Origin of the sequence: Aneurinibacillus sp. REN35 (assembly GCF_041379945.2) — a bacterium.
Classification (GTDB): domain Bacteria; phylum Bacillota; class Bacilli; order Aneurinibacillales; family Aneurinibacillaceae; genus Aneurinibacillus.
The window spans coordinates 13,645-39,766 of sequence record NZ_JBFTXJ020000023.1 but is presented as its reverse complement, the minus strand read 5'-3'; the positions used below and the strand labels follow the sequence as shown (position 1 = coordinate 39,766).

22 protein-coding genes are annotated in these 26,122 nt (G+C 50.3%); 21 read left to right on the top strand and 1 reads right to left on the bottom strand.

Annotated elements, in window-relative coordinates:
* Window positions 1-127: 127 nt before the first annotated feature.
* The 21 genes from AB3351_RS23105 (at window position 128) to AB3351_RS23005 (ending at window position 24,109) form a co-directional block, all read left to right on the top strand.
* Window positions 128-1,465, top strand: coding sequence for a nucleotide sugar dehydrogenase (locus AB3351_RS23105; protein ID WP_371149469.1), 1,338 nt, complete (start codon window positions 128-130; stop codon window positions 1,463-1,465).
* A gap of 146 nt (window positions 1,466-1,611) precedes the next feature.
* A complete protein-coding gene (locus AB3351_RS23100; RefSeq protein WP_371149468.1) occupies window positions 1,612-2,805 on the top strand; it encodes a hypothetical protein in 1,194 nt (397 codons plus the stop codon).
* Window positions 2,806-2,818: 13 nt separating this feature from the next.
* Window positions 2,819-4,165, top strand: a complete 1,347-nt coding sequence (locus AB3351_RS23095; RefSeq protein ID WP_371149467.1) for a lipopolysaccharide biosynthesis protein — start codon at window positions 2,819-2,821, stop codon at window positions 4,163-4,165.
* Window positions 4,146-5,510, top strand: coding sequence for a hypothetical protein (locus tag AB3351_RS23090; RefSeq protein WP_371149466.1), 1,365 nt, complete (start codon window positions 4,146-4,148; stop codon window positions 5,508-5,510). Before AB3351_RS23095 ends, AB3351_RS23090 begins: the two co-directional genes overlap by 20 nt.
* Window positions 5,511-5,531: 21 nt before the next feature.
* On the top strand, window positions 5,532-6,683 hold the full coding sequence (locus AB3351_RS23085) for a glycosyltransferase family 4 protein (RefSeq protein WP_371149465.1): 1,152 nt from the start codon (window positions 5,532-5,534) through the stop codon (window positions 6,681-6,683).
* 32 nt (window positions 6,684-6,715) lie between these two features.
* Window positions 6,716-7,969, top strand: a complete 1,254-nt coding sequence (locus AB3351_RS23080; RefSeq protein WP_371149464.1) for a glycosyltransferase family 4 protein — start codon at window positions 6,716-6,718, stop codon at window positions 7,967-7,969.
* A 44-nt stretch (window positions 7,970-8,013) separates the two neighbouring features.
* Window positions 8,014-8,724 (top strand): acyltransferase, encoded by a 711-nt coding sequence (locus AB3351_RS23075; RefSeq protein ID WP_371149463.1) that lies wholly within the window; start codon window positions 8,014-8,016, stop codon window positions 8,722-8,724.
* Window positions 8,725-8,755: 31 nt separating this feature from the next.
* Window positions 8,756-9,382 (top strand): sugar transferase, encoded by a 627-nt coding sequence (locus AB3351_RS23070; protein WP_371149462.1) that lies wholly within the window; start codon window positions 8,756-8,758, stop codon window positions 9,380-9,382.
* 4 nt (window positions 9,383-9,386) lie between these two features.
* Window positions 9,387-10,541, top strand: a complete 1,155-nt coding sequence (locus tag AB3351_RS23065) for a DegT/DnrJ/EryC1/StrS family aminotransferase (protein WP_371149461.1) — start codon at window positions 9,387-9,389, stop codon at window positions 10,539-10,541.
* A 15-nt stretch (window positions 10,542-10,556) separates the two neighbouring features.
* Window positions 10,557-12,494, top strand: coding sequence for a polysaccharide biosynthesis protein (locus AB3351_RS23060; RefSeq protein WP_371149460.1), 1,938 nt, complete (start codon window positions 10,557-10,559; stop codon window positions 12,492-12,494).
* Between the two features lie 16 nt (window positions 12,495-12,510).
* The gene (locus AB3351_RS23055; RefSeq protein ID WP_371149459.1) at window positions 12,511-12,681 is read left to right on the top strand and encodes a hypothetical protein; all 171 of its coding nucleotides are present in this window, start codon (window positions 12,511-12,513) and stop codon (window positions 12,679-12,681) included.
* Window positions 12,674-13,372, top strand: coding sequence for an ABC transporter ATP-binding protein (locus AB3351_RS23050; protein ID WP_371149458.1), 699 nt, complete (start codon window positions 12,674-12,676; stop codon window positions 13,370-13,372). Before AB3351_RS23055 ends, AB3351_RS23050 begins: the two co-directional genes overlap by 8 nt.
* Window positions 13,369-14,586, top strand: a complete 1,218-nt coding sequence (locus AB3351_RS23045) for an ABC transporter permease (protein WP_371149457.1) — start codon at window positions 13,369-13,371, stop codon at window positions 14,584-14,586. Before AB3351_RS23050 ends, AB3351_RS23045 begins: the two co-directional genes overlap by 4 nt.
* Window positions 14,587-14,724: 138 nt before the next feature.
* Entirely contained in the window at window positions 14,725-15,786 is a 1,062-nt protein-coding gene (locus AB3351_RS23040) for an S-layer homology domain-containing protein (protein ID WP_371149456.1), read from the top strand.
* Window positions 15,787-15,908: 122 nt separating this feature from the next.
* A complete protein-coding gene (locus AB3351_RS23035; RefSeq protein WP_371149455.1) occupies window positions 15,909-17,027 on the top strand; it encodes an Ig-like domain-containing protein in 1,119 nt (372 codons plus the stop codon).
* 188 nt (window positions 17,028-17,215) lie between these two features.
* Window positions 17,216-17,872, top strand: coding sequence for an acetyltransferase (locus AB3351_RS23030; RefSeq protein WP_371149454.1), 657 nt, complete (start codon window positions 17,216-17,218; stop codon window positions 17,870-17,872).
* A 157-nt stretch (window positions 17,873-18,029) separates the two neighbouring features.
* Complete coding sequence (locus AB3351_RS23025; RefSeq protein ID WP_371149453.1) at window positions 18,030-18,776, top strand: WecB/TagA/CpsF family glycosyltransferase; 747 nt, start codon at window positions 18,030-18,032, stop codon at window positions 18,774-18,776.
* 36 nt (window positions 18,777-18,812) lie between these two features.
* A complete protein-coding gene (locus AB3351_RS23020) occupies window positions 18,813-19,910 on the top strand; it encodes a glycosyltransferase family 4 protein (protein WP_371149452.1) in 1,098 nt (365 codons plus the stop codon).
* A 492-nt stretch (window positions 19,911-20,402) separates the two neighbouring features.
* The gene (locus tag AB3351_RS23015) at window positions 20,403-20,684 is read left to right on the top strand and encodes a hypothetical protein (RefSeq protein ID WP_371149451.1); all 282 of its coding nucleotides are present in this window, start codon (window positions 20,403-20,405) and stop codon (window positions 20,682-20,684) included.
* Between the two features lie 119 nt (window positions 20,685-20,803).
* Window positions 20,804-21,325, top strand: coding sequence for a VanZ family protein (locus AB3351_RS23010; RefSeq protein ID WP_371149450.1), 522 nt, complete (start codon window positions 20,804-20,806; stop codon window positions 21,323-21,325).
* A gap of 126 nt (window positions 21,326-21,451) precedes the next feature.
* Window positions 21,452-24,109 carry an S-layer homology domain-containing protein gene (locus tag AB3351_RS23005; protein WP_371149449.1) on the top strand — a complete coding sequence of 886 codons (2,658 nt, stop codon included), beginning with the start codon at window positions 21,452-21,454 and terminating at the stop codon, window positions 24,107-24,109.
* Window positions 24,110-24,155: 46 nt separating this feature from the next.
* On the opposite strand, the gene AB3351_RS23000 is transcribed toward AB3351_RS23005, so the two are convergent.
* Window positions 24,156-26,072, bottom strand: coding sequence for a hypothetical protein (locus tag AB3351_RS23000; protein WP_371149448.1), 1,917 nt, complete (start codon window positions 26,070-26,072; stop codon window positions 24,156-24,158).
* Between the last annotated feature and the right edge of the window lie 50 nt (window positions 26,073-26,122).

Here is a 26,122-nt window from a genome sequence, read left to right as displayed (position 1 = left end):
TAGCAGAATCAGAGAAAGCCGCTCTTGGTACGATGGCGCTGCCGCTGTATCCGGAGCTTGCCCTTGACGATCAGGAATATGTTATCTCAGTTGTCCGTGAATTTTTCGAAAAGAAGGGAGAGAGAGTATGACTCCATCAACAGCAGTCGTATCTTCATTAGCAGAACAGCTCATTGAGAAAATCGAGCAGAAAACCGCGGTGATCGGCGTAGTCGGCTTAGGCTACGTTGGCCTCCCGCTCGCAGTAGAAAAAGCAAAAGCCGGCTACAGCGTAATCGGCTTTGATGTACAGGCAAGCAAGGTAGAGATGGTCAATGACGGCGTCAATTACATCGGGGATGTTGTTGATGCGGATCTGCGTGATATCGTACAGCAGCAGAAGCTGCGCGCAACATCAGATTATTCATTCATCAGCGAAGTAGATGCGATGGCAATCTGCGTACCGACACCGCTGGATACGTATCAGCAGCCGGATACGAGCTATGTAGAATCGTCTGCGCGTGAAATCGCCAAATATCTGCATCCGGGCATGTTGATCGTGCTTGAGAGCACAACATATCCGGGTACGACCGAAGAGCTGCTAAAGCCGATCTTTGAAGAATCCGGTCTGGTATGCGGCAAAGACTTCTTCCTCGCCTATTCGCCGGAACGTGTCGATCCGGGTAATAAGCACTTCAATACAAAAAATACACCAAAAGTTGTCGGTGGCGTAACACCGGATTGCACCAAGGTTGCCGCCTCCATGTACCGTTCCGTACTTGAAGGCGATGTACATGAAGTATCAAGTCCGGCCATTGCTGAGCTTGAGAAAATCTATGAAAATACATTCCGCCATATTAACATCGCACTGGCCAATGAGATGGCAATCCTCTGCAATAAGATGGGCATTGATGTCTGGGAGATGATTGATGCAGCTAAGACAAAGCCGTATGGATTCATGGCCTTCTATCCAGGGCCGGGACTTGGCGGGCACTGCATCCCGATTGATCCGTTCTACCTGACATGGAAAGCGCGTGAATACAATTACCATACGCGCCTCATCGAACTGGCAGGTGAAATCAATAACAGCATGCCGGAATTTGTCGTTGAGCGTGCCGCCAATATGCTGAACAAGGAAGCGAAGCCGCTCAAAGGTTCAACGGTATATCTCTTAGGTGTGGCGTACAAGAAAGATATCAATGACATTCGCGAGTCTCCGGTGCTAAACATTATCGACATTCTGGAAGAAAAGGGAGCCACAATTGTTTATAGTGATCCGCACATCCCATCTTTCAAGCGTCGCGGAAAAGAATACAATGCTGTAGAGCTTGGAGCCGAACCACTAGAGAAAGCGGATATCGTCCTTTTGACAACCGACCATACTGCATTTGATTACGATTTAATCGGTCGTTCCGCTTCCGTGGTTCTTGACACGCGCAATGCGCTCAAAGACAAAGCGAAGCCGAGCCTCTACGAAATTCTGTAAGGAATTGAGGGAGTATCATCAGAGGCTTATGGATAAAACGAGCTGGTTGGGCCAACATCCTTCTCATCTGCCTTGCTGCCTTCTTCCTTTTCAGCACCTTATATTCCTGGTGGTACTCGCCGGGTGCTAACAGCAGGCAGAAGGAGATGTGGGAGGAATCTGTAACGTCGTATCTAGGACGCACATTTACAACGGGTCAGGAGATGTATGACGCGGGGCAATTGATGATGGTTCCGCTGCATGCGGCGTTTACGTTAAACGAAAAGAATTGGCAGCAAGAGTTCGCCGGGCATTTTGCCCGCGAACTTCCCCAATTCGAAGCAAGTGCTCAGGACAAGAAGGTGGAGGACAGGCTGGGGAGGCTGCAGTACTTATATCTTTCCAGCCGTTTTCTTGTTTTAGCCTCCCAATCAGGCAGACAAGAACTGATTCCTTCGTATATGCCTACGATTCTGTATCACGAAGTCGAGAGGTTGTGGAAGAAGGAGGCGGCATGGCATTGGGAGCATAAGCCGTTTGCGGGCGGCATGAAAGAACGCGTCATGTGGAAGCTTTCGGATGCGAAGACATCGAAGAATTATCATAAAGCCATTACGGATGAGGAATTATTTCTCTTTGCGATTGCTGCCGATTTGCGGACGTATGAGCGTGAGACATTCGGCGGTGCGGTGGAATCACCGGTAGTAACTGATGTGATCACGGTAGCGGATAAAGCATTTCGCAAGAGTGTAAAATTCAGAGGCGGCGGCCGCTGGGTGTTCCAGCCGGGCGTATGGTCTGATCATCCTGATTATTTGTATGCCGGGCGCCGAGAGAAGAAACCGGGTATGAAGCCGGCTCCTGTCAAGGATATTGCCTGGGATACCTCACATAGTCACCGCTTTCCGCTCTGGCTTTTGAGTTTATCTCAAGCGCATGAGAAAAAATCAACACAGCGCACGTTCTATGAATCGCTGCGTAAAGGAATGGAAAAGCAGTTTTATGAGCATGCGTTAATTAAACCAAGCCGTGATTTCCCAGCTTATCGAACCACGAATTTCATTGACGGACGCAACGGCATATATCGCTGGGGCTACCAGAGCTTAGGAGCAAATAACGGATATGGACCGTATGAGCTTTCCGGAACGCTTCTGCTTGGCTGGTGGACATTTCTTGATACGGATCGCATTCGCGACGTATATGCTACGATGTCGCGCCAGTTGCCGAGTATTGCAAGTGTGGCAGGTATCTATAATGAGCCGGATGCGCCGCGCAAGCAGGCTTCCATCCAGCAGCAGATGCAGCTCCGTGAGCTTCTGATGAGTTTATCGAACGGAATCGAAGTGAAGCTTGAGGATTAACGGGAAGAAAGGAGTGAAGATAAGTCCTTTGCTTGGAAATGTTGGAATCGTAGTGCGGATGAAGAAGTTTTTCTCCGGAAAATCATTTATCCGCAATGTACTTGTACTCACCGGTGGCACCGCATTCGCCCAGTTGCTGGTCGTAGCGGTCTCGCCGCTTCTCACCCGGATGTATCATCCCGAAGATTTCGGGACACTGGCCGTATATGCTTCCCTGCTTTCTGTTTTGGCAGTGGTAGCATCCTTGCGTTATGAACTGGCCATTCTTCTACCGGATAAAGAAGAAGATGCGGCAAATATCATGGTTCTATCGCTGCTTATGCTGATTGGAATGACCGCACTTGTCAGCCTTTGTGTCTGGCTGTTTGGGGATGGGCTGGTACAGTCTGTCGGCGCTCCTGCACTTAGACCGTATCTCTGGCTGCTTCCCTGCAGTGTGTTTGGTGTCGGACTCTACCAAATCTTGAATTACTGGTCCGTGCGCAAGCGCGAGTTCGGCCGAGTCGCTGCAACAAAGGTAAGGCAGAGTACAGCGCAGGTCATTACCCAGATTATTTGCGGCCTGATGGCCTGGCGGCCGCTGGGCCTTTTGCTCGGTGACGCGATCGGTCGCGTTGGCGGCAGCGGCACATTGGCACGCAATGTCTTTAAGACCGATAAGGAGGCGCTGAAGGGCGTATCTGCTTCCCGTATGAAGGAGATGGCTATACGCTATAAACGCTTTCCGCTGCTGACCAGTTTTTCCTCGCTGTTCAACAGCGCTGGATTACAGCTTCCGCCGCTTTTGCTTGTTGCGTTTTTCGGCGCACAGATCGGTGGATTCTACGCGCTTGTGCAGCGGGTTGTCGGAGCGCCGATGACCATGGTCGGTCAATCGGTCGCCCAAGTGTTCTTCGGTGAATCAGCCCGCTTGGCCAGAGAGAATCCGCATGCGCTTCGCAAGCTGTATTTCAAGGCCGCAGGCAAGCTGCTTTTGTTCGGCGGGCTTCCAATCGGCGCCCTAGCGCTTGTAGCGCCCTGGGTATTCGAGTTGGTCTTCGGTGCAGCATGGGAAGAGGCAGGCGTTTACATTCAGATTATGGCGCTTGGCTTTATCGCCCAGTTCGTCGTCGTGCCGCTCTCACAGACATTGAACATGCTGGAGCGGCAGGGAATACAGCTTGCCTGGGATATTTTCCGCTTTGTCATTATTATTGGCGGACTGGTTCTATCGGCTGTGTTGAAGCTTCCGGCTCGTGAGGCGATTCTGATCTATGGTGCAGGCATGTTCGTCTGCTATGTGGTGCTGTTCTTCCTATCCGCGTATGCCGTGATCCAACATTCCAAAAAGGGAATACAGCATGAACAACATCAAGAGTAAAATCATTCTGCTGCTCGGCGCTTTGATCTATGGAGGCCTGTTGACTTGGGTATATATTGACTTGGTTTCACCGGCCTTCGCGTATATGGGGTATGTCTACTATCCGACGTCTGCGCCGCTTCTCATCCTTGGCTTTACGGCCGCATCACTGCCTGCGCTGTGGATGCCGGTGAAGGTAGAACGTCCCTCGCAGGTCGTGTATTGGATTTTATATGTGCTGGTGTATATCCCGGCATCGATCATCCCGTTCTACACACTGACAATCGAGACAGAGAAGCTTGTCGCATTCTCATTGTCACTGCTCGGTGCTTTCGCCATACTCGGCGTCTCTACACGCCTGCCATATTTGCCAATCCGTCGCTTAGAGCTGCCGCCCCTTCTTTTCTGGCTTGGGCTTGCGCTGGTTAGCGCCGTGTTCTATGCGCTGATTATCGGCACGTATGGCATTCGGTTCGATCTCGCGGGATTAGCCGATGTGTATGATGTGCGGGAGAAGTACAAGGAGAGCGGTGGTGGTGCTGTCTCTTACGCGATTGCCTGGCAGGCAGGCGTCATCAATCCGCTGGTCATGGCGTATGGGCTCGTTATGCGCAAGCCAGGACTAGTGGCTGCGGGTCTGGCCGGTCAACTGGTGATCTTCTCTATTACCGGGCAGAAGAGTATTTTCTTCTCGCTGCTGCTAAATATCGTGCTGCTCATTCTCTTAAACCGCAGGAAAAGCGGATTTGGTACGAGCATGTTGTACGGCGCATCCATTTTTACCGTGTTATGTGTGATTGCAGATTCGCTTCTTGATGATATGGTGCTTGTCTCCTTATTTGTGCGCCGGTTGATTTTAACACCGGGGCTTCTGACAGGTAACTATTTCGAGTTTTTCTCGAACAATCCGCAGGTGCATCTGGCACACAGCATTTTCAAAAGTTTTATCGACTATCCCTATACACTGAAGCCGGTGTATTTGATCGGATATCAATATATGGGCAGTGAATCCTTAGCGGCAAACGCGAATCTATGGGCGGATAGCTACGCCAACTTCGGCTACATGGGTATTTTCGTATTCACCATGATCCTAGCTGTGGTGTTATGGGTGTTTGATAGTATCACCCGTCACCTGGATTACCAAATCAAATGTCTTATTCTCGGTATTCCGGCGTTCGCACTATCCAACTCAGCTCTTCTGACCACACTTCTCACCCACGGTATTTTGTTAGCGGTGGTTCTGGCATTCATCCTGCCAAGCGTGAAGAAGAGAGGAAAAGACAGGCAAGAAAAGAGAGAAGTCGATGCTTCTCTCAAACCGGAGAGAACAAAGGCCGCATTGACCGCGGCCGCAGTTAGAGAATGACAAAATTACGGAGCGTGACTTATGAGAAATCTTGTAATCTGCCATCTCACATCCGTCCATCCGCCGATGGATACGAGGATTTTCACGAAGGAGTGCAGCTCGCTTGCGGGTGCCGGGTATGAGACGCACCTCATCGCTCCGGACGCACCTGAAGGCGTGCATAACGGTGTTCGCTTCCATGCGATTGAGCGCGGGCGGGGCAGATTGAACCGGATGACGAAGACGGTGCGTGCCGTATACCGCAAGGCGCTTGCGATCAATGCGGACGCGTATCACTTCCATGACCCGGAACTTCTTCCGGTCGGCATTCTGCTCAAGATGAAAGGCAAAAAAGTTGTCTATGACGTGCATGAGGACGTGCCGCGCCAGATCCTCTCGAAGTATTGGATTCCGGCGCCGCTGCGCAAGACGATCTCCCGCTCTTTTGAAGCGTTCGAGAATTTTGCGGCGAAGAAGTTTGATGCGATTGCAGCGGCTACGCCATTCATCAGCAAGCGGTTTGCCCGTATTGGCTGCCATTCGTTATATGTTAACAACTATCCGCTGCTCGCTGAATTCATCAAGCCCGATCAGGACTGGTCCCGTAAAGAGCGTGCCGTCACATATGTGGGCGGGATCAGCGTAAAGCGCGGTATTCAGGAAATGGTCAAAGCAATGGATCATACAGACGCCAAGCTTCTGCTTGCCGGGAAGTTTATTCCAGAATCGCTGCGCCAGGAGACGACGAAGCTTCCAGGTTGGCAGCAGGTCAGTGAATTCGGGCATGTAAGCAGGGAGGAAGTTCAGCAGATTCTAGGACGAGGTGTGGCCGGATTGGTTACATTGCACCCGATCATCAATTATAAAGATGCGCTGCCTGTAAAGATGTTTGAATACATGGCTGCGGGCATTCCGGTGATCGCTTCCGATTTTCCGCTCTGGCGTGACATTGTTACAGGTAATGAATGCGGCATCTGTGTAGATCCGCTCGATGAGAAGCAAATTGCAGAAGCCATTCAGTACCTTGTTGATCATCCGAAGGAAGCAAAGCGGATGGGGGATAACGGCCGCCGTGCCATCGAACAGAAATACAGTTGGGAAATGGAGGCCAAGAAGCTTATCGCTTTATACGAAGGCTTCGAATCCGACTTGGGGCGTTCGCTGCCGCTGCAGAAGCGCGCATCATCCCAGTAAGGTTTTTACGGAGAAAGGGGGAGAGAAAAGACATGAACATTTGGATTTTCAACCACTACGCGATTGCGCCCGGCGCAAGCGGAGGCACACGTCACTATGACTTGGCAAGAGAGCTTGTAAAACGCAATTATAACGTAACGATTTTTGCCTCTTCTTTCTCCCATCAGGAGCGCAAAGAACGCTACATTCCGGAACCGGATAAGAAGTGGAAGGAAGAGACATATAACGGTGTCCGCTTCGTCTGGATTAAGACCCCGGAATATCAGCGCAATGACTGGCGCCGTGTCGCCAACATGCTGAGCTATACGGTGCAGTCCTACATGCTTGGCAAAAAGCGGGAGGAGACGCCAGATCTTATCATCGGCACACTCATGCATCCGCTGGCTGCACTGGTTGGCTGCATGCTAGCCCGCAAGTATAAGTGCACATTTTATTTTGAAGAACGCGACCTCTGGCCGCAAACGCTGATTGACTTAGGCAAAGTGTCAGACCGCAATCCGGCTGTATGGATGCTGCGGAAGCTGGAGCACTTTTTATATAGAAATGCCAAGCGCATCATCGTCCTGTTCGATAAGGCGGATCGGTATGTGGCCCAACAGGGCTTCGATGCCGAAAAGGTCGTCTATCTGCCGAACGGGGCTGATCTGGAACGCTATGAAACAGATACGCTTCTCTCTAATGATCTAGAGCGGGTCTTCGCTTCTCTGAAGGGCAAGCTGGTCGTCACGTATACCGGAGCGCACGGCATTGCCAATCATCTCGACCCGGTATTGGATGCGGCGGGACTGCTGCAGAAGAACAGCGCCATCCATTTTGTCATGGTCGGCCACGGCCCGGAAAAGCAGCGCTTGATTGAACGGGCGAGACAGGAGAAGCTGACGAACATTACGTTCGTGCCGCCGGTCAAAAAAGAAGAGATCCCTACGATTTTGCTGCGTTCTGATGTTGGTGTCATCTCGATGCAGGATGCGGAAATCTACAAGTGGGGCTTCAGTCTAAATAAGATGTATGACTACATGGCGGCCTCTCTTCCCACCGTGCTGCTCTGCCAGCTTGAGGAGACGCCGATTGAGACATCCGGTGCAGGCATCAAGGTAAATGATGCGCAGCAGATGGCGGATGCGCTGCAATTCCTCTCTCTAAACCGGCAAGCGCTTCAGGAGATGGGAGAGAAGGGGCGAGCCTATGTGGAGAATAACCATGCGTGGAAGAAGCTCGCATTCCGCCTGATGGATGTAATTGAAGAGGATATCCCGGAGCGCAGCGTACGTGCTGTACCCGTATAAAAGAGAATCAATGTCTGACCCTACGATGAGGAGGAGTATAACGCATGAATGTACTATTCGGAAAGAACACCATTATTGAAGATACGGTCGCGTTAGGAAACAATGTGACGATCGGCCACAACGTAATCATCTACGCTGGAAGTGTTATCGGCGACAACGTTATTATCCAAGACAATGCCATTATCGGTAAGCAGCCGACAAAAGCAAAGAACTCTGTATTAAAAGAGGTAAAGCAGAATCCGCCGGTCGTTATCGGTGACGGCTGTACCATTGGGACGTCCTCGATTATTTATGCTGGTGCGGTGCTTGAGAATGACGTATTCGTCGCTGATCTCGCAACGATTCGCGAGCGTGTCACGGTAGGCGAGAGAACGATTGTCGGACGCGGCGTGGCGATAGAGAATGACTGCACGATCGGGCAGAAATGCAAGTTGGAGACGAATTGCTATATTACGGCCTATTCTACGCTGGGCAATTACGTGTTCGTCGCTCCGTGCGTCGTAACGAGCAACGATAATTATATGGCTCGCAGCAAGGAACGCTTTGGCAAGATGAAGGGTGTAACTGTGAAGGACGGCGGCCGCATCGGTGCGAATGCCATTACGCTGCCGGGTATCACGATTGAAGAAGACGGAACCGTTGCAGCAGGCAGCATTGTCACGCGCGATGTGAAGCAGGAAGAGCTTGTAGTCGGCATCCCGGCGAAGAAGCTGCGCGATGTACCGTCCGATCAGCTGCTGCGCAATCAAGAATAGGCAGGATGTACAAGAAATAGGAGTGAGACACATGGTAAAACGGACGTTTGATCTTGTATGCTCGCTTTCTCTGCTGACCATTACGCTGCCTGTCATTGCGATTACTGCCTGGTTGGTACGGCGAAAGCTAGGCTCGCCGGTTCTGTTCAAGCAGAAGCGTCCTGGCTTATACGGTCAGCCGTTTTATATCTATAAGTTTCGCACAATGACGGATGAGAGGGACGAGCACGGAGAGCTGCTGCCGGATGATATTCGGCTGACACGGTTTGGCCGCCTGCTGCGGAAGCTGAGTCTTGATGAGCTGCCGCAGTTGTTTAATGTCGTCAAGGGAGATATTAGTCTGGTTGGACCGCGTCCGCTGCTGATGGAATATCTGCCACGGTATACGCCGCGTCAGGCGCGTCGTCACGAAGTGCGACCAGGTATCACGGGTTGGGCGCAGGTCAATGGACGCAATAATATCAGTTGGGAAGAAAAATTCGAGCTTGATGTGTGGTATGTCGAGAATCAATCGTTCTTCCTTGACCTTAAGATCTTATGGATGACTTTCTATAAGGTGCTTCGCTCCGAAGGCGTCAGCAAAGAAGGGCATGCGACGACAACGAAATTTATGGGGCAGGAGACAAGCGCATCAAACATGAGCGAAAGAAGGGCATAGAGCTATGAATAAACGAATTTTACTATCGCCGCCGCATATGGGGACCCAAGAACAAAAATATGTGGCAGAGGCGTTTACAAGTAATTGGATTGCGCCGCTTGGGCCGAATGTGGATGCATTCGAGCATGAGATTGCCGCATATGTCGGCACAAAGGGCGCATTGGCGCTCAGTTCCGGAACGGCAGGTATTCATCTGGCACTGCGTCTGTTGGACGTAGGACCTGGAGATACGGTGTTCTGCTCCAGTTTGACATTCATCGCCAGCGCGAATCCGATTTTGTATCAAGGGGCGACTCCTGTCTTTATTGACTCAGAGCCTGATACATGGAATATGTCAGAGATCGCACTAGAGCGCGCCATGCAGGACGCAGAGATGGACGGACAGCTACCAAAGGCAGTCATCGTTGTGAATCTGTACGGTCAAAGCGCGAATATGGACCCGCTGCTCGCCATCTGCGACCGCTACGGTGTGCCGGTGATCGAGGATGCGGCGGAATCGTTAGGTGCTACGTACAAAGGAAAAGCCAGCGGTACATTTGGTGCGTTCGGGGTGTATTCCTTTAACGGAAACAAAATCATCTCCACATCGGGTGGCGGCATGCTCGTCTCCGATGATACGGACGCTCTTGATAAGGCGCGGTTTTGGGCTACGCAAGCCCGCGATCAAGCGCGGCATTATCAGCATAGCGAGATGGGCTATAACTACCGCATGAGCAATATCTTAGCCGGAGTTGGCCGCGGTCAGCTTCAGGTTCTTGATGAGCGCATTCGGGCGCGCCGGGCGGTATTTGACCGCTACCAGGCTGCGCTTGCGGAATTGCCTGGCTTTGCTTTCATGCCGGAAGCAGAAGAAGGCTTTATGACACGTTGGCTGACAGCGTTGACAGTAGATGAGAAGCAGGCCGGAGTGAGCGCGGTACAGATCGTTGACGCACTTGCGGCAGAGAATATTGAAGCGCGTCCGGTATGGAAGCCGCTTCATCTGCAGCCGCTGTTTGCACAATGCAAGTACTATCCGCATGCGGCCTATCATAGTGTCTCGGACGAGCTGTTTGTGAATGGATTGTGCCTACCTTCCGGCTCGAATCTGACGGAAGAAGAACAGGAACGTGTAATTGCAGGCGTAAAGCGTGCACTTCAAGTCGTATGTGAAAAATAACGGAGGTGAAGCGGCATGAAGTATTCTCAAAGAATGACATTGTTGCTTGCAGTCGATTCGTTTATCGTACTGTGTTCGGTATTTATCAGCTACCTGCTCCGTTTTGAAGCGCAGATTCCCGAACCATTCTGGAATGGTATGCCATATGCGATGGGCTTGATCTGGCTTGTGACCTGCGCGGTGTTCTATCTCTCCAATCTGTACCGCAGGGTATGGAAGTATGCAAGCATCGGCGAATTGGTGCTGATCATTCGCACCACGACCATTGCGCTTGCGGTAAGTCTGGTCTTGTATTTTACGGTGCGTGCATTTAGTACGACTGTTATCATTCCGTTATCCATATTTCTTCTATCATGGATGACGACAACCATCGGTATTGCCGGCTCCCGCCTAATCTGGCGCATCGTGCGCGGCAATCAGGTAAAAATCCAGCCGCACCATAAGAAAGCGCTCATTGTAGGGGCAGGGGATGCAGGTACGCTTGTGGCAAAAGAGTTAAAGCATTTCCCTGATACGACATTATATCCGGTGGCGTTCATTGATGATGATCCGACGAAGCTGTATATGGAAGTGGGCGGTCTGCCTGTCGTGGGGACGCGCCGTGATATTCCAGGCATCGTTAAACGCTTAGGCATCGATACGATTATTTTGGCGCTCCCGTCCGCTGCCAAGACGGACACGGCCAACGTGATTAAGATATGCAAGAAAACAGCAGCACATATTAAGATCCTGCCGCGTGTAAGCGACGTAATTCACGGCAATGTATCCATTAATACGATTCGTGATGTAAATGTCGAGGATCTGCTGGGCCGTGATCCGGTGGCGGTAGATCTGAATCGCATGGCTGAATATGTCACGAAGAAGACGGTGCTGGTTACAGGCGCCGGTGGCTCCATCGGGTCTGAATTATCACGTCAGATTGCCGGATTTGAACCGGAGAAGCTTCTGTTGCTTGGACATGGGGAGAACAGTATTTATGCGATTGAGAATGAGCTAAAGCGTAAGTTTCCGCAGCTTTCGTATGAGACGATTATCGCCGATGTGCAGGATCGACAGCGCATGGTTGAAGTGTTCGACCAGCATCGTCCAGCCGTTGTCTTCCATGCTGCTGCACATAAGCATGTGCCGTTGATGGAGAGAAATCCGGCGGAAGCGATTAAAAACAATGTCATCGGAACGAAGAATGTAGCACAATGCGCCAATTTATTTGGTGTCGAACGCTTTGTCATGATCTCAACAGATAAAGCCGTTAATCCGACGAGCGTAATGGGAACGACAAAGCGGATTGCGGAGATGATCGTTCAGAGCTTAAACCGACGCAGTACGACCAAATTCGTTGCGGTTCGGTTCGGTAACGTATTGGGAAGCCGCGGCAGCGTAATTCCGATATTCAAGCAGCAAATCAAGGAAGGCGGCCCGGTGACGGTGACGCATCCTGAGATGGTTCGCTATTTCATGACGATTCCGGAAGCTGTCCAGCTTGTTATTCAAGCAGGTGCTATCGCTGAAGGCGGAGAGACGTTCGTACTTGATATGGGTGAGCCGGTGAAGATTGCCAAGCTGGCACACGATCTTATCCGTTTGTCTGGACTTGAACCCGACCAAGATATTCGCATTGAATATACGGGCATGCGTCCAGGTGAGAAATTATATGAAGAGTTGCTTACGTCAGAGGAAGGAACAGCAGGAACAACGCACGACAGGATTTTCATCGGCAAGCCATCCTTCTTCTCAGTAAAAGAATTTATGTCCAAGCTTGAGAAGTTAGAGCAGGCTGCTTCGAATAATTATATGCCGGTAGAGCCGGAGCACCTTAAAGCGATGCTCAAAGACATCGTGCCGACATACCAGCTGCCAGCAGCCGATCTAGAAGAAGCCAAGCATCGGCAGCGTGAAGCGGAAGCTGTTGTGAAGAGGCTGAAGCTTGAAGTAGCGCTGAGCGCTGAAAAGTAACGGGAGTTGATATCTGTTGATAACGAAGACGGAAGACAGAGGACTCGACCAGAAAATTTTAACCGATATCCTGCTCGATATTTACGAGAAGGGTGAACAACTGAATATGGTAGAGACACGTGACATTGTAGAAGATATCGTATTCCAGCTGAAACCGTTCATGGAGGATGTATCTAGGTATGATTGAGCTGAGAGGAATCTCCCGGCATTATAAGGACGGACGAGAGAGAATGACTGTGCTTGATAGGGTGAACCTGACGGTAGAGACGGGTGAATTCGTCTCTATCTTGGGACCTTCCGGCTCGGGAAAGTCAACGCTGCTTAATGTCCTTGGACTGCTAGATAAGCCCGATGCTGGTGAATACCTGCTGTCGGGCAGTGATGTGACGAGATATAGAGGCGGTAAGCTTGCGGCTCTTCGCAATCGGCATATCGGCTTTGTCTTCCAGCAGTTCATGCTGGTGCCGCGCTTGACGGTAGGCGAGAATGTAGCCTTACCGCTGCAGTATGCTCGCATGTCCGGTCGGGAGCGGCGTAGGCGGGTGGATGAGGCGCTCGATATGGTTGGGATGCTTGCACGCAAGCGGGACGTGCCGACTAACTTATCCGGCGGGCAGAAGCAGAAGGTGGCGATTGCCCGTGCGATCGTTACGTCACCGACCCTTGTACTAGCCGATGAACCGACCGGTAACCTGGATATGGCCTCGAAGCAGGAGGTGGTCACGATCTTTAAGCAGCTTCATGAGCAGGGTCGTACCATTATGCTGGTTACACACGACCACGAATTGGCGCAGATCGCGGATCGGATCTTATATGTGCGCGACCGCAGGCTCATTCCGTATGGTGAGGCAGTTGACAGAGGGGTGAGTCTCGGATGATCTTTCGCAATATAGGGATGGCGCTGCGCGGCATTTGGATGTATCGGGGCCGCTCCTTCCTTGCGCTGCTTGGTGTCGCTGTTGCCGCCTTTCTCGTTATTTCACTGATGTCTGTGTTATATAATTTCAACCAAAGTTTGCTCGCACAGTTCTCCGGTCTTGGCGCTCAACAGATCACCGTTGTGCCTGGCAAGCTTATGAATAAGAAGGCTATGGATAGCGGTCTATCCGATTTTGCTTCATTTGCCCCATCCTCAAGCACCTTAACATATAAGGATGCAATGGATGTAAAAAAGCAGGTAAAGGCGATAGACAAAGCTGCGCCGCAGAATGAAGTCATGGGTGCGCTCATTCATGAGAAAAAAGGCTATGACATGATTTTCACCGGTACATCGCCGGATTTGCCGCCAGTACTTGATGTGAAGATGAAGGAAGGTCGCTTTTTTACACAGCAGGAGATGGATAAGAAAAAGCATGTGATCGTCCTTGGCTCCAATATTAAGAAGAATGTATTCGGCGACAAGCCCACCGTTGGCAAAACCGTAAAAGTGAACAGAGAAGAGTTCAAGATTATCGGCATTCTCGATGAGAAACAGATGTTTGGCTTTAATATCAATGATCGTGTGTATGCACCGTATCATGTAGTAGAGAAAGTAGGCAACACTGAGCATGCTTCACTTCTCTTCTTTACCGCCAAGAAAGCAGAGAATGTGCCGCAGGTAGAGAAGCAGATCAGCCGTGTCATCGGTACGAACCACGGCAAGACAGACTTCAACCTCGTAAAAGCGGAGGAAGCGGTCCATATGATTAATACGGTGATGGATCTTGCCGGCGTCATTACGCTTGCGATTACAAGTATTGCTTTTCTTGTCGGTGGCATCGGAATTATGAATGTCATGCTGTTAACGGTAAAGGAGCGGACACGCGAAATTGGCATCCGCAAGGCTGTAGGGGCCAGGTCCTGGCATATCATGAGCCAGTTTCTAGTTGAGGCCGTATTCCTGAGTGTAATCGGCGCGCTCGCGGGACTTGCGGCAACATATGGAGCGATGTATTGGATTCATCATTATTTTCCAATTCTACCGAATGCCATTCCCTTTGAGATGATAGGGTATACGGTTGTTTTCGCCATCGGAGCGGGCCTTTTGTTCGGTATCATTCCAGCTCTTCGCGCAGTACGCATTCCACCGATTGAAGCGCTGCGGTATGAATAGATGAGAATAGAGAAATCCGGTAAGGGAAGGCTGTGCATCAAGCTTTTTCTGCCGTTTTTCATAAATTAAAGAGCGGGACGTCCCGCTTCTCTTTTTCGCTGTGTTTTTCTGATAATTCATACTTGGGAGGATGAAGAAATGAAGAAAAATAATGGATTACGTCGGAAGTTGGCTATCTCTTTGTTATCGGCATCGGTCATGCTGCCAGCGGCAGGGGCGCTCGCATCCCCTGTACAAGCGGCTGAGAATACAACCACGTCTGCAATGGATCAGGATAAGACGGAAAAAATGAAGGAGCTGCTTAAGCAGCTGACACCACAGGAGCAGCAGGCGCTTAAGGAAAAGGCCATGATGGATATGCTTACGTCACCGGACAAGCCGCTCGAACAGGTAGCAGAAGATGCCCTGCGCGAGACGGTAGAACCACAGAAATATCAAGAACTGAAGAAGGAAGTAGAGCAGTCCAATATTACACTCGATGATGCGCTGAAGGCAAAGGATGAGATTCAGAACAATCCTACACCAGTAACGCCGCCAGCCACACCGGATACACCAAAGCAGCCGACCCCGACTCCGCCTGTAACGATGCCGGCGGACCCGGAGAAGGGTACGAAGCCGACTCCGAGCTTTGTGGATATTGAAAAGGTGCCGTGGGCTAAAGACGCCATTCAGACCCTCGCTTCAGAAGGCATCATCACAGGGATGAGCAAAGACAAATTTGTACCGATGAGCCAGGTGACTCGCGCCCAATACACGCATCTTCTTGTACAGGCGCTTCAACTGAACACGAAAGTCGACGGTGCACCATACCCCGGATTTACGGATGTGAAGGAGAACGATTGGTTCGCGCTTGATGTGGCGGTTGCTGCAAAGCTGGGCATTGTGAGCGGAGTCAGCAAGACGAAATTCGATCCGCAGGCACCGATCACCCGTGAACAGATGGCGTCCATGACTGCTCGGGCGATGGAAGCGGCCAAGCTGCTTGCCCAAGGCGATGACCAAAAGAAAGAGTCGCTAACACAATTCAAAGACAAATCCCGCATCTCTTCTTGGGCGCAAAAAGACATCGCCGCGCTGGTAGAGAAGAAGGTCATGACAGGTATGAATGGAGGCGTCTTTGGACCAAGGGAGACGGCCAACCGTGCGCAGGCAGCTGTGCTCATTCATAAGGTGTACAGTCTCGCACAAGACGCGAAATAACACACCTGCTGATGGAAGAAGGAAGAGGCACGCGTAGTGGAAAAACAGCGAGAAGACGCATGCTGCGTGTGCTTTCTTTCTATCCCATATAACTATCTATATGATGAAGGAGAGGATTTCGTATGAAGCTGAAGCATTCCCGTCGCATTATTTCTTCCGTTGCCGCCCTTAGTGTCGCTCTGCCGTCTGCGGCTGTTCTTTTTCCCACCCAGTCATCAGCTGCTCCGTCTATGGCAGCCGTCAACTGGAATTCGTCCCAATCACATCAGATTGACCGCTACAAGGATAAGGCACTCGAAATCTTCTACTCGTTGACTCCGGAAGAGAAAGCGAGATTAGCTCAACTGCGCGAAGAAATTAAAGCGAAGCCACTTGCCTTCTGGCGCGATGAGATTCTACAGAATCCGAAAGCCGTAGAGAAGTTAAAAGCCAAAGGGGTAAAAGCGGAAGAGGCATCCGCTATGCTGCGCGATGCAGTCGTCCTGCTGTATACACCGGAAGATAAAAAGGAGGCGCTTGCTGCCTTTAAGAAAAATCATTACGGCACATGGCAGAAAATCTTCGGCACTGAGTTCAAGCAAGAAGATCTGCTGAAATTTGCAAGCATGCTGCAAAAGCAGGTTCTAGCTGAAGTGGTTATGAATCACATGCTCAATGTTAATAAGCCGTTAGACAGCATCATTAGCGACTCGATTGCACGGATGATGAAGCATGGTGAGTTCAAAAAATTAGCGACAAAATTAGCGGGAATCGGCATTACGACAGAAGATGTGATTGCGATTCGCAAACGAATCGTACGGGAGTTTGATCCGAATTACGAAGTTGTCGCTATTTTTGTACAGGCTTTTGCCCGCAATAACACGCAGTTGATACTTCAGCCAGGCAAGTTTACACCGGGCAAGGTGAAGCAGCTAACTTTAAAGGTAGACTTCCCGGGCTATTTCACAATCCGCTCCGGCATCGAATGGTCCTCTTCTGATCCGGACGTTGCCACTGTCGATGAGAAAGGAAATCTTCGCGCTCACAAGGCGGGAGTGACTGTCGTGTCTGCAAAAGTAAAAGGCATCGAAGTGGGGCAGCTACTCGTTACGGTTGAAGCTGATAAAGAGAAGCCAAACGATAAGGATAAGGACGACGATGATGATAAATACAAGCCGGGAGACAAAGATAAGGACAAAGACAAAAATAAAGGAAAAGACAAGGATCGGGACGACGATGACGATGATGAAGACGAAGATTGATAAGCTGGTTGCTGCGCTTTAGTGTGCAGTTAGGGTACATACTCCCTCTGTCGACGCATGTCGGCAGAGGATTTTTTGGTTTGCCAGCTTCCTTCTTATCTTCTTCATACTTTTTTAATAAATAAATAAGATTTTCTTCTTTACATACCTTGTATAATAGGACATATACATAAGGAGGCACATGTGGCATGATGAAGCGAATCGCCATTCTGGGTGCCGGCGGACATGGCCGGGAGACCGCCCAGTTGATCAAAGATATTAATAAGGTTCAACCTGAGTGGGAACTTCTTGGCTATATTGATGACAATGAAGCCATTCACGGTGAAATCCGCAACGGGTTTCAAGTGTTGGGTGCAACCGAGCTGCTTGCAGAGGATGAATATAAGGATATGTATGTTATCTGCGGATTTAGCCACCCGCAGGGCAAGAAAAAAGCAGTAGCGCAAGTAAAAAAGCTGCAGCCAACCATCCGATTCGCCACGCTGATTCATCCGAGCGCCGTATATGGAGATGAGAACACGATTGGTGAAGGCACGATGATCTGCGCAGGCAGCATCGTTACCACCAATATTACAATCGGAAGCCATGTTATTATTAATTACGGCTGTACAGTAGGTCATGACTGTATCATCGAAGACTATGCGGCCATTCTGCCGGGAACGAATCTCTCCGGTAATGTGACCATTCGTGAAGGTGTACAGACAGGGACCGGAACGGCGGTTATTCCCGGTATGGAGATTGGCGCCTATACGATTACGGGTGCCGGAGCGGTCGTCACAAGATCACTGCCTGCCCGCTGCACAGCCGTCGGCATTCCGGCGGCACCGATCAAGCAGCACACGTAGTTCGACGAAATGTAAGAGATTTTGTCAAGAAAAAAGGTTTATTTATATTTGAGGTTTTGGACGATCTGATATAAAATGGAGGCGGTGCAACCTCAGGATAGGTTGTACCGTCTTAGTGTATGTAAACTATGAAAGTTGGAAATGGATGAAGACAAGTATGGACACTCAACAGCGGGTCAACATTCTCGGTGTACCGTTTTTATGCGCATCACGCAAGGAGACGGTCGATATACTTACCCGCCGCATTCAGGAGAATACACAGACGCATGTCGTAACAGCCAACCCTGAAATCGTAATGATGGGAAGACAGAGCCCTTCTTATATGGAACTGCTGCATGGTGCCAACGTGATCACACCGGATGGAATCGGCGTCGTTCTCGCGTCTCGCTGGATTGGCAAGCCGCTGCCCGAGCGTGTGGCAGGGTACGAGCTGCTTCATGCGTTGATGGCGCAGGCTGATATGTACGGATGGAAATACGTACTTGTAGGAGCTTCGCCTGAATCCTGTGCAGGTGCTGCGGAGACACTAAAAAAACAATATCCACATGCCTGTTACAGCGGGCATTTTGATGGGTATTTCACAGAAGAAGAAGAAAAACGAATCATCGAGCATATACGACGAGAACGACCGCATTTATTGTTTGTAGCACTGGGCGCGCCACGACAGGAAGAATGGATCGCACGGCATCTTGCCGATCTTCCGGTCAATCTGGCGATCGGTGTAGGCGGCAGTCTTGACGTGCTCTCAGGCAGAGTCAAGCGCGCACCGGTTTTCTGGCAGAAGCTTAACCTTGAGTGGCTCTACCGGCTGCTGTCACAGCCGAAGCGGTGGAGACGGCAGCTGCTCCTGCCGACATTCGCATTATCCGTATTATGGAACCAGGTCATTCTACGCAGACAATAAAGCAAGAAAAACGATGAAACGTTAAGGAGAGGAAACATGGAGATTTATGTATACGGGTTTATTCTTTCACTCGTCGTGACACTCGTTGCTACACCTCTTGTGAAGAAATTCGCCATCTATATTGGCGCTGTGGATAAGCCCAACCATCGCAAAGTCCATCAGCGGTTGATGCCTCGCATGGGGGGACTGGCCATCTATGCGGGATTTACGCTGGGTTACTGGCTGCTGTTCCCTGGGTTCTTAGAACAACAGGGGATTGATGGGAACCAGGCTCTCGGAATCTTCCTCGGCGGTACCATCATCGTGCTGGTTGGCGCGTTGGATGACCGATTCGAGCTATCTCCGAAGCTAAAGCTTCTCGGTCAGCTTGCAGCTGCTGCCGTTGTTGTGTATTATGGCTTACGCATTGAATTTATAAACCTGCCGTTTGAGGGTATCCTAAACTTTGAATGGGCATGGATTTCGATTGTATTTACCGTCTTCTGGATTGTCGGGATTACGAATGCGGTCAATTTAATTGATGGACTTGACGGACTTGCAGCCGGTGTCTCCGGCATTGCGATTGCTGCGATGATGTTCATGGCATTAATCATGGGAAATGCGGTTGTCGCCTTATACTGTGTCATCTTATTGGGCGGCGTCATGGGGTTTTTGCGCTACAATTTTCACCCAGCGAAGATCTTTATGGGGGATACAGGGGCGCTGTTCTTAGGGTTTAACCTGGCGGCACTTTCCATCATGGGCTTTAAGAACGTAACGCTATTTGCGTTCATTATTCCGATTCTTATTCTTGGCGTACCGCTTTCGGATACGATCTTTGCGATCCTGCGCCGCTATCTCAATAAGAAGCCGATATCTGTCGCAGACAAAGAACATCTGCACCATTGCCTGCTGGCAGCCGGATTATCCCACCGTGGAGCCGTTCTTGCTATCTACGGGCTCAGCATTCTGTTTGCCACATCGGCCATTGTGTTTTACCAGTCTTATCTATGGGGCGCATTCACGATTCTTGGCGTGCTGCTGCTCGTCCTGCAGCTCATGGCTGAGCTGATCGGCTGGGTCGGTCAGAAGAAGCCGCTGCTTGATACAGCACGCAGAATTAAACAGATGACAACAGACAAGGAATATAAATAATCCAAAACCTGCGGGAGACAGCGAGCCTGCAGGTTTTTTTGTGCCTCGATATGAACAGGCAGACAGCCGGCATAAATGAAGATATAATAAGAGGAAACAAGCATAATAACACACCGATTGCTTATCTATCCATCTATGGATACCAAGAGTGTTGATGACTCCGAGAGAAAAAGAACATCACAACAGGACACAAACAAGGCTTTTCGTCTACCTTTCCAAGCGGTTGCCCCGGCCAGGCGAAAGAGGACGGCAATTGTCTCCCTTCTCGCATTCTACCCAGATGTTTTGCAGTCCCGACTGGCTAGGGGCAAAAAGCGGCCCTCTATGCTGCTGTGTGGGAGACGAACCGACGCCTGTTTGGGGCATGGTGTGGTGATGTTCTACTCTAGATCGTATTGGATCATCAACACTCTTGAGTAGGACGAGTGTCTTTTCAAATACATGTACATCGCAGCACGAAAGTAAAAAAGGATATAGAAGGGGGGAGAAAAGATGGAAAATGAGCTTTTGCATAAGATTCTCGATGCCATAACAGCTCTTGATCAGAAGGTGACTTCTCTTGATCAACGTGTCCACGCTCTTGAGCAGCGTATGCATTCTATTGAGCAGGAAATGCAGCGCCAGTTTGCGGAAGTGAAGCAGGAAGTGAAGGAGAACAGACAGGCGATCTATGAGATGAAAGAGGATGTACAGGATATTAAGGCAGCTTTAAAATTCCATGACTCGAAGCTATGGGAGCATGAGAAAGAAATCTTCCACATCAAGCATCAATAAAGGAATCAATATATACATGCGGCGGCTCGGAGGCGATCAGTCTCAGGGCTTTTTTTCTGTGCAGAGAGTCGGTACAATGAGTACGGAAGCAAAAATGTTAGAAAGAGCTGAGTCAAACGATGAAAAAACTGTGGATCTGGCTGCCTGTCCTCCTGCTTGCCGGGGGTATCTTTATTTCTTCCTCTATCCCCTATGACAAACAAAACATCCAACCGCTGCTGCGCGCCTATGTCAATCAGGATTTCTTCATTCGCTGGTTTTCCGGCGTTAGCTTCGTATATGGCAACAAAGAAATTAGCATCGCTCATCTCGGTGTACCTGCCTTTCTGGAATTCTTTGTGCGCAAGGTCGCGCATCTGATCAGCTATTTCCTGTTAGGTTTTTTGCTATGCCGCGTTTTATGGGCGCTGAAGATAGGCGGGTGGCGCAATGCGCTGCTTTCGCTTTTGATCGCTGTGCTGTATGCCTCCTCAGATGAGCTTCATCAATTGTATACGGCGCGTCGCAACGGAGCGCTGATTGATGTATGGCTGGATGGATTTGGAGCTGCCTGCGGCATCCTCTTCTGCCTCTTCTGGCTTCGTTTTAGAAAAATGCGGCAGAACAAGAACAGCGCCTTATTTCAAGCAAGAAAAATATAGAAGATTATATAAAATAATGGTATACTGAAGCAGCCTGTATTTCACATGCACCGCGTGAAGACAGGCTGTATTTTGTTATTAAAATATTTAAACTATTACATATTTCAGAATCGGAGCGTGAAACATATGAAGCGGTTCATTCCATTGACACTTGCTGGTGTCCTTTCTGTAAGCGGACTTGTCATTCCGTCTGGCGTACAGGCAGCCCCAGGAGCAGGCTTTCGTGATGTGGCGCAAAGTCACTGGGCAACCCAGGTCGTGAATAAGCTTTCGCTGCGCGATGTGATCGCCGGTTACGAGGACAATACATTCCGGCCGAACGAATCGGTAACGCAGCTTCAGGCTGTCGTGCTTGCCATCCGGAATATGGGGCTGACCGAACAGGCAGCGCTATACAAAACAAAAACCATTCCTTATACAGTGCCTGATTGGGCCAAGGGTGATATTGCGCTTGCGATTGAAAAGGGACTCTTAAACACAAGTGAAAAGAATTTCAACCCGAATGCGGCGGCTACACGAGCATGGGTAGCACAGCTTATCGTTCGGATGATCGGTAAAGAATCAGAAGTAAATCTGATTGCGGCACAGAATGGAGCGACCACATTCACTGATGGCTCCACCATCCCGGAGTGGGCGGAGAACTACGTCAAAGCCGCCAGCAAGTACGGCTTGCTTTCTGGTTATCCAGAGAAAAACGGATATTCCTTCAAGCCAAACCGTACCGTCACCCGAGCGGAGATGGCTGCGCTGCTTAGCGGTGCAGAGAAATATCTTGAGATCGAGAATGACCGTGTGCAGATCGGCTATGTTCAGGGCATCGCAGGAGATAAGATCAGCTTCAAGCGCTCAAAAACAAATCAGCTTGCCACGTATTCCTTCACCAAGGACACGGCTTTCTACACCAATGGTAAGGCGGTAGGTGTAGATCAGATCAAGCCGTCGTCCAAGCTTATGGTTATTGTGGAAAACGGCGTGCTTCGCTACGTGGAAGTGTTGAGCGGTGCGGAAGCGAATAAGACCATCAGCGCCACCGTAGAGAAGGTGTATGTAGAAGAAGGTATGCTTGTCGTCAAAACAGACGATGGACAACTGGTAACCTATCAGGTCGACAGCAAAACACCAGTCGGTGGAGCGGCCGGAGGTACAGCGAGCAGCCTGAAGGACTTACTTCGGGGAGACATGATCTTCGTTACGCTGGCTCCTACAGGGGGCGTCCTAAGCATTACCCGTCTGCATGAAGGTGCGGAAAGTGCTATGGAAGGTGCAGTACATGACATTGATACTGCGGGCAAGCTGCTTATGATCAAGACGGCAAGCGGAGCTATGAAAGCATATAAATTCAATGACAGTACATATGTCGAGTACAAAAACAAGCGATTCCCGACGGTAGAAGACTTGATGAAGGGCGATAACATCCGTGTCGAGACAGAAAAAGATATAGTGACCAAGATCATTGTGCTAGAGGCCAAGCAGGCTGCTAGCGGTACGACAGGTACAGTGAAGGCGATCTATCCGGGCGAGCGCTTCATGACGATTCAAGGAGCGAATAACACGATTCAATCGTACCGCATTGCTGATGCGGCGGTGCTTGTCGTGCCTGGCGTCATCTCACCGCTTCTCTCCGACATTGCTTCCGGCGATCAATTGGAATACAAGGTCGACAACAACATCATTACGTCGATCACGGTGAAGAATCGTGCTGCCAATCCGGATGGCAAGCAGAATGATCTGCTGTCTGGTATTGTATTTGCAGTGGATGCCAGCAACCGGATTCTCACGCTGAAAAACTCGAAAGGGGATCTAGTAGGCTATGAAGTACTGGCGAATGCCAGCTTCGTTGTCGATGACGTCTCCAATCCAACCCTGTCGAATATTCGCAAAGATATGAACGTATCCGTACAGCTTGACCAGGACAACAAAGTTGTCTACGTCAATGCGGATAACCGTGTTAAGGGTCAGATCCTGCGCGTGGATACAGATACAAAGCTGTTGACGGTTCGCTTAACCACAGGCGAGACGAAAGTATATGTAGCAGATAAGAGTGCCAATATAGTGATTTATGACGAGCGGGGCGAAGACCTTGATGACCTGCGTATCAATGACAATGTATCAATGCGTGTATCCAACAATAAGATTACAGACATTGATGTAGAGCGCTCGTATGTATACCGCATTACCGAGGTAAATGAAAGCTCTGAACGCCTGAGCGGGGAGAATGACCGTGGCAACGCTCGATCCTTCTATCTGGACGGTAAGATTACGTTAACCATTCCGGGTGTACCGTATCCGAAGGCGAAAGATGTGAAGAAGGGCGATACCGTCAAAGCGACATATCTCGGCGATACGCTCAAGTCACTTGCTGTCATTCCGAGTACGTTCGGACAAGTCGTATCGGTTAATGCGGAAACATCCAAAATCCGCATCAAAGATTACAACGGGGTCGTAACAGAAGTCTCCATTCCAAGCGGCAGCAACATTCGCATCAACGACCGCGACTATACGAACTTGACCGCATTAAAGGCAGGTGACCGGATTCAGCTCTCCGAAGCCTCCAATGGGCTGAGAAACATTGTTGTACTGAAGAAGATTGCGACCGTATTCCAACAGCTTGATGCCGCATACCGTGACCGTATTTATACGGCACAGGGCAGCTACTATCTGCCGGATAGCCTGTTCGCGCGTCATCCTAACCTGGATTCCCTGCTGAATAGCTTCGTACGCAACGACAAGATCAACATCTACCTGCTCGATAATCAAGTCTATGAGATCGAGAAAGGAAGCTAGGGGTAAAAGAAAAGCAGCTTGCACAAATCGTGCAGGCTGCTTTTTATCATTGTATCTCTACCTGTAAGGACCCAACCTTATAATGAAAATCACTCTGCCCATCCAGCAGGCGCGGCAGAACTATGATCCGATCGTATCCATTTGTTATTGCTTGCTTCGGCACCTCCACAAGATGAGGCTTCAAGCCATCTGCAGGTCCTTCTTTGGCGCTTGTCATCGTATTCCCTAATTCAATCGTCCCTTTTAGGAAGATCACATAATAATCATCATTGTTGCTTAACTCAATGGATAGCTGCTTCGCATGGGAGATGCGTCCAAGCGCGATGTCGGCGCCTGTGGGCGGAAGAACGGTCGGTTTCTGCGTATCGGCGAGAGGAAGCGTAACTCGCTTCGGCTCCTTATATGCCGCTAATAGATGATCGTACTGTCCGGTATTCAGCTTCCAGATTTCTTTGATTCGCTCCATGCTGAACAGATCTCCTGCAATGATAAAGGACAGCTTATCATAATAGGCGGCCAGATTCGGGTCTTTGATCCGGTTTACGCCGGAAGCGATCGTATCCCGGTAGCCCTCCGGCATAATCCGCGTATAATGGCCGATCCGCCATTTCGGATATTCGCTGATCGGCAGACGTGCCAGCAGCGGCTCAGATAGAGCGAATGAATCAATGATATGAAGCTTCGGTCCGCCGTAGAAGCCGAAGAATCCGATATGGCTCTCCAGCGAAAGCGTGCGGTCCTGCCATGCAATCCCCTTCTTCACCATAGGCGAATCAGGCAGCTTCACCCCTTCATGCGCGCGTAGAAGTCCGGCAGCTTGATAATAGAAGGCGCGTTCATCCGCGATGCCATGTTCATCAATCAACCCTTTGCGAACAGTGCCGTAGGAAGCATCGCTCGCAATCGAAGGATACGGAGCCAATAGACTCACCGCTGCGATGGCGACGGCTGCACCCGATAGCATTTTGCGTGAAAGTGTCAGTGGCATGCTGACCAGGGCGATCATGGCACCGAGCAGCGGGGCGGTCATGAACCGGCCGCTCATGAAATCACCGCCAACCTTAATTACATACAGCACATACAGGATGGCGCCAGCGGCAATCGGAATTCGCTTCCAATCGCGTGCGAGCAGCGGCACGAGCGAGGCAATCACGATGGCAGGCAGCGTAATCGGGTCATAGAACAGCGAATTCTTTAAATAGAAGAGACCCTGCTTGGCATACGCAAGTGAATCAATCCCTGTATTTAGCTTTGCGTATGCTGTATTCGGTACAGGAACCCCGTAATAAAAGAGCGAGAAAAGCTCCCACACAATAAAAGGCAGAAATCCGAGCGCCGCCGCGCAGATACGGGCTCCCCACCCGGCCCGCCAGTTCTTCGTATCAAGGAACACCCAGGCAAGCACCGGGGCGAACAGCAGAATGCTGTCCATTCGGTTTACCATGGCCAGCGCAGCAATCAGCGAGAGCATGAACAGACCGCGTATATCCGGCTTACGCTTCAAATACAGCGCGCAGAATAGGACAAGCAGCAGGTGCGTGAGCGGATTCTCCAGCCCCGAGGTGGAATAGTCCATGAATGCCTTTGAGAATGTCAGCACCAGCACGCCAAGCGCCGCTGTACGTATGGAAGAAGCGATGCGTGAAGAGAAAAGGACGATGACCGCAAGCGACACGACCATCGAGAAGATGATGCTTGTCCAATACATATTGCCGAACACCGCATACACCCCTGACAAAAGGAACATCCACAGCGGATGGGTATAGACCTGCACGCGCTCGTCGGTATTCCAGGTCAGGCCGTAGCCGTTCACGAAGTTGTCGATGGTGCGGTATGTAATATAGGCATCCTCCGTAATCCAGGCGGTCCGGTACAGGAGGATGGCATAGAGTGCGATAGTAAGCCAGATCAGCAGGGAGGATCGGTGATTTTTCTTTCGATAGGTTTCTTTACGACTTCTCATTCTTTATCTCCTTGTGTAGTCATCCGCATCATTGTACCACGAAAAAAACA

Bases quoted from the DNA above. Each gene is read 5' to 3' on its own strand.
- AB3351_RS23015 (WP_371149451.1), top strand. From the start codon at position 20,403: ATGGAAAATGAGCTTTTGCATAAGATTCTCGATGCCATAACAGCTCTT.
- AB3351_RS23050 (WP_371149458.1), top strand. From the start codon at position 12,674: ATGATTGAGCTGAGAGGAATCTCCCGGCATTATAAGGACGGACGAGAG.
- AB3351_RS23000 (WP_371149448.1), bottom strand. From the start codon at position 26,072: ATGAGAAGTCGTAAAGAAACCTATCGAAAGAAAAATCACCGATCCTCC.
- AB3351_RS23080 (WP_371149464.1), top strand. From the start codon at position 6,716: ATGAACATTTGGATTTTCAACCACTACGCGATTGCGCCCGGCGCAAGC.
- AB3351_RS23030 (WP_371149454.1), top strand. From the start codon at position 17,216: ATGATGAAGCGAATCGCCATTCTGGGTGCCGGCGGACATGGCCGGGAG.
- AB3351_RS23035 (WP_371149455.1), top strand. From the start codon at position 15,909: ATGAAGCTGAAGCATTCCCGTCGCATTATTTCTTCCGTTGCCGCCCTT.
- AB3351_RS23085 (WP_371149465.1), top strand. From the start codon at position 5,532: ATGAGAAATCTTGTAATCTGCCATCTCACATCCGTCCATCCGCCGATG.
- AB3351_RS23045 (WP_371149457.1), top strand. From the start codon at position 13,369: ATGATCTTTCGCAATATAGGGATGGCGCTGCGCGGCATTTGGATGTAT.
- AB3351_RS23060 (WP_371149460.1), top strand. From the start codon at position 10,557: ATGAAGTATTCTCAAAGAATGACATTGTTGCTTGCAGTCGATTCGTTT.
- AB3351_RS23010 (WP_371149450.1), top strand. From the start codon at position 20,804: ATGAAAAAACTGTGGATCTGGCTGCCTGTCCTCCTGCTTGCCGGGGGT.
- AB3351_RS23025 (WP_371149453.1), top strand. From the start codon at position 18,030: ATGGACACTCAACAGCGGGTCAACATTCTCGGTGTACCGTTTTTATGC.
- AB3351_RS23070 (WP_371149462.1), top strand. From the start codon at position 8,756: ATGGTAAAACGGACGTTTGATCTTGTATGCTCGCTTTCTCTGCTGACC.
- AB3351_RS23075 (WP_371149463.1), top strand. From the start codon at position 8,014: ATGAATGTACTATTCGGAAAGAACACCATTATTGAAGATACGGTCGCG.
- AB3351_RS23100 (WP_371149468.1), top strand. From the start codon at position 1,612: ATGTGGGAGGAATCTGTAACGTCGTATCTAGGACGCACATTTACAACG.
- AB3351_RS23090 (WP_371149466.1), top strand. From the start codon at position 4,146: ATGAACAACATCAAGAGTAAAATCATTCTGCTGCTCGGCGCTTTGATC.
- AB3351_RS23040 (WP_371149456.1), top strand. From the start codon at position 14,725: ATGAAGAAAAATAATGGATTACGTCGGAAGTTGGCTATCTCTTTGTTA.
- AB3351_RS23005 (WP_371149449.1), top strand. From the start codon at position 21,452: ATGAAGCGGTTCATTCCATTGACACTTGCTGGTGTCCTTTCTGTAAGC.
- AB3351_RS23065 (WP_371149461.1), top strand. From the start codon at position 9,387: ATGAATAAACGAATTTTACTATCGCCGCCGCATATGGGGACCCAAGAA.
- AB3351_RS23020 (WP_371149452.1), top strand. From the start codon at position 18,813: ATGGAGATTTATGTATACGGGTTTATTCTTTCACTCGTCGTGACACTC.
- AB3351_RS23105 (WP_371149469.1), top strand. From the start codon at position 128: ATGACTCCATCAACAGCAGTCGTATCTTCATTAGCAGAACAGCTCATT.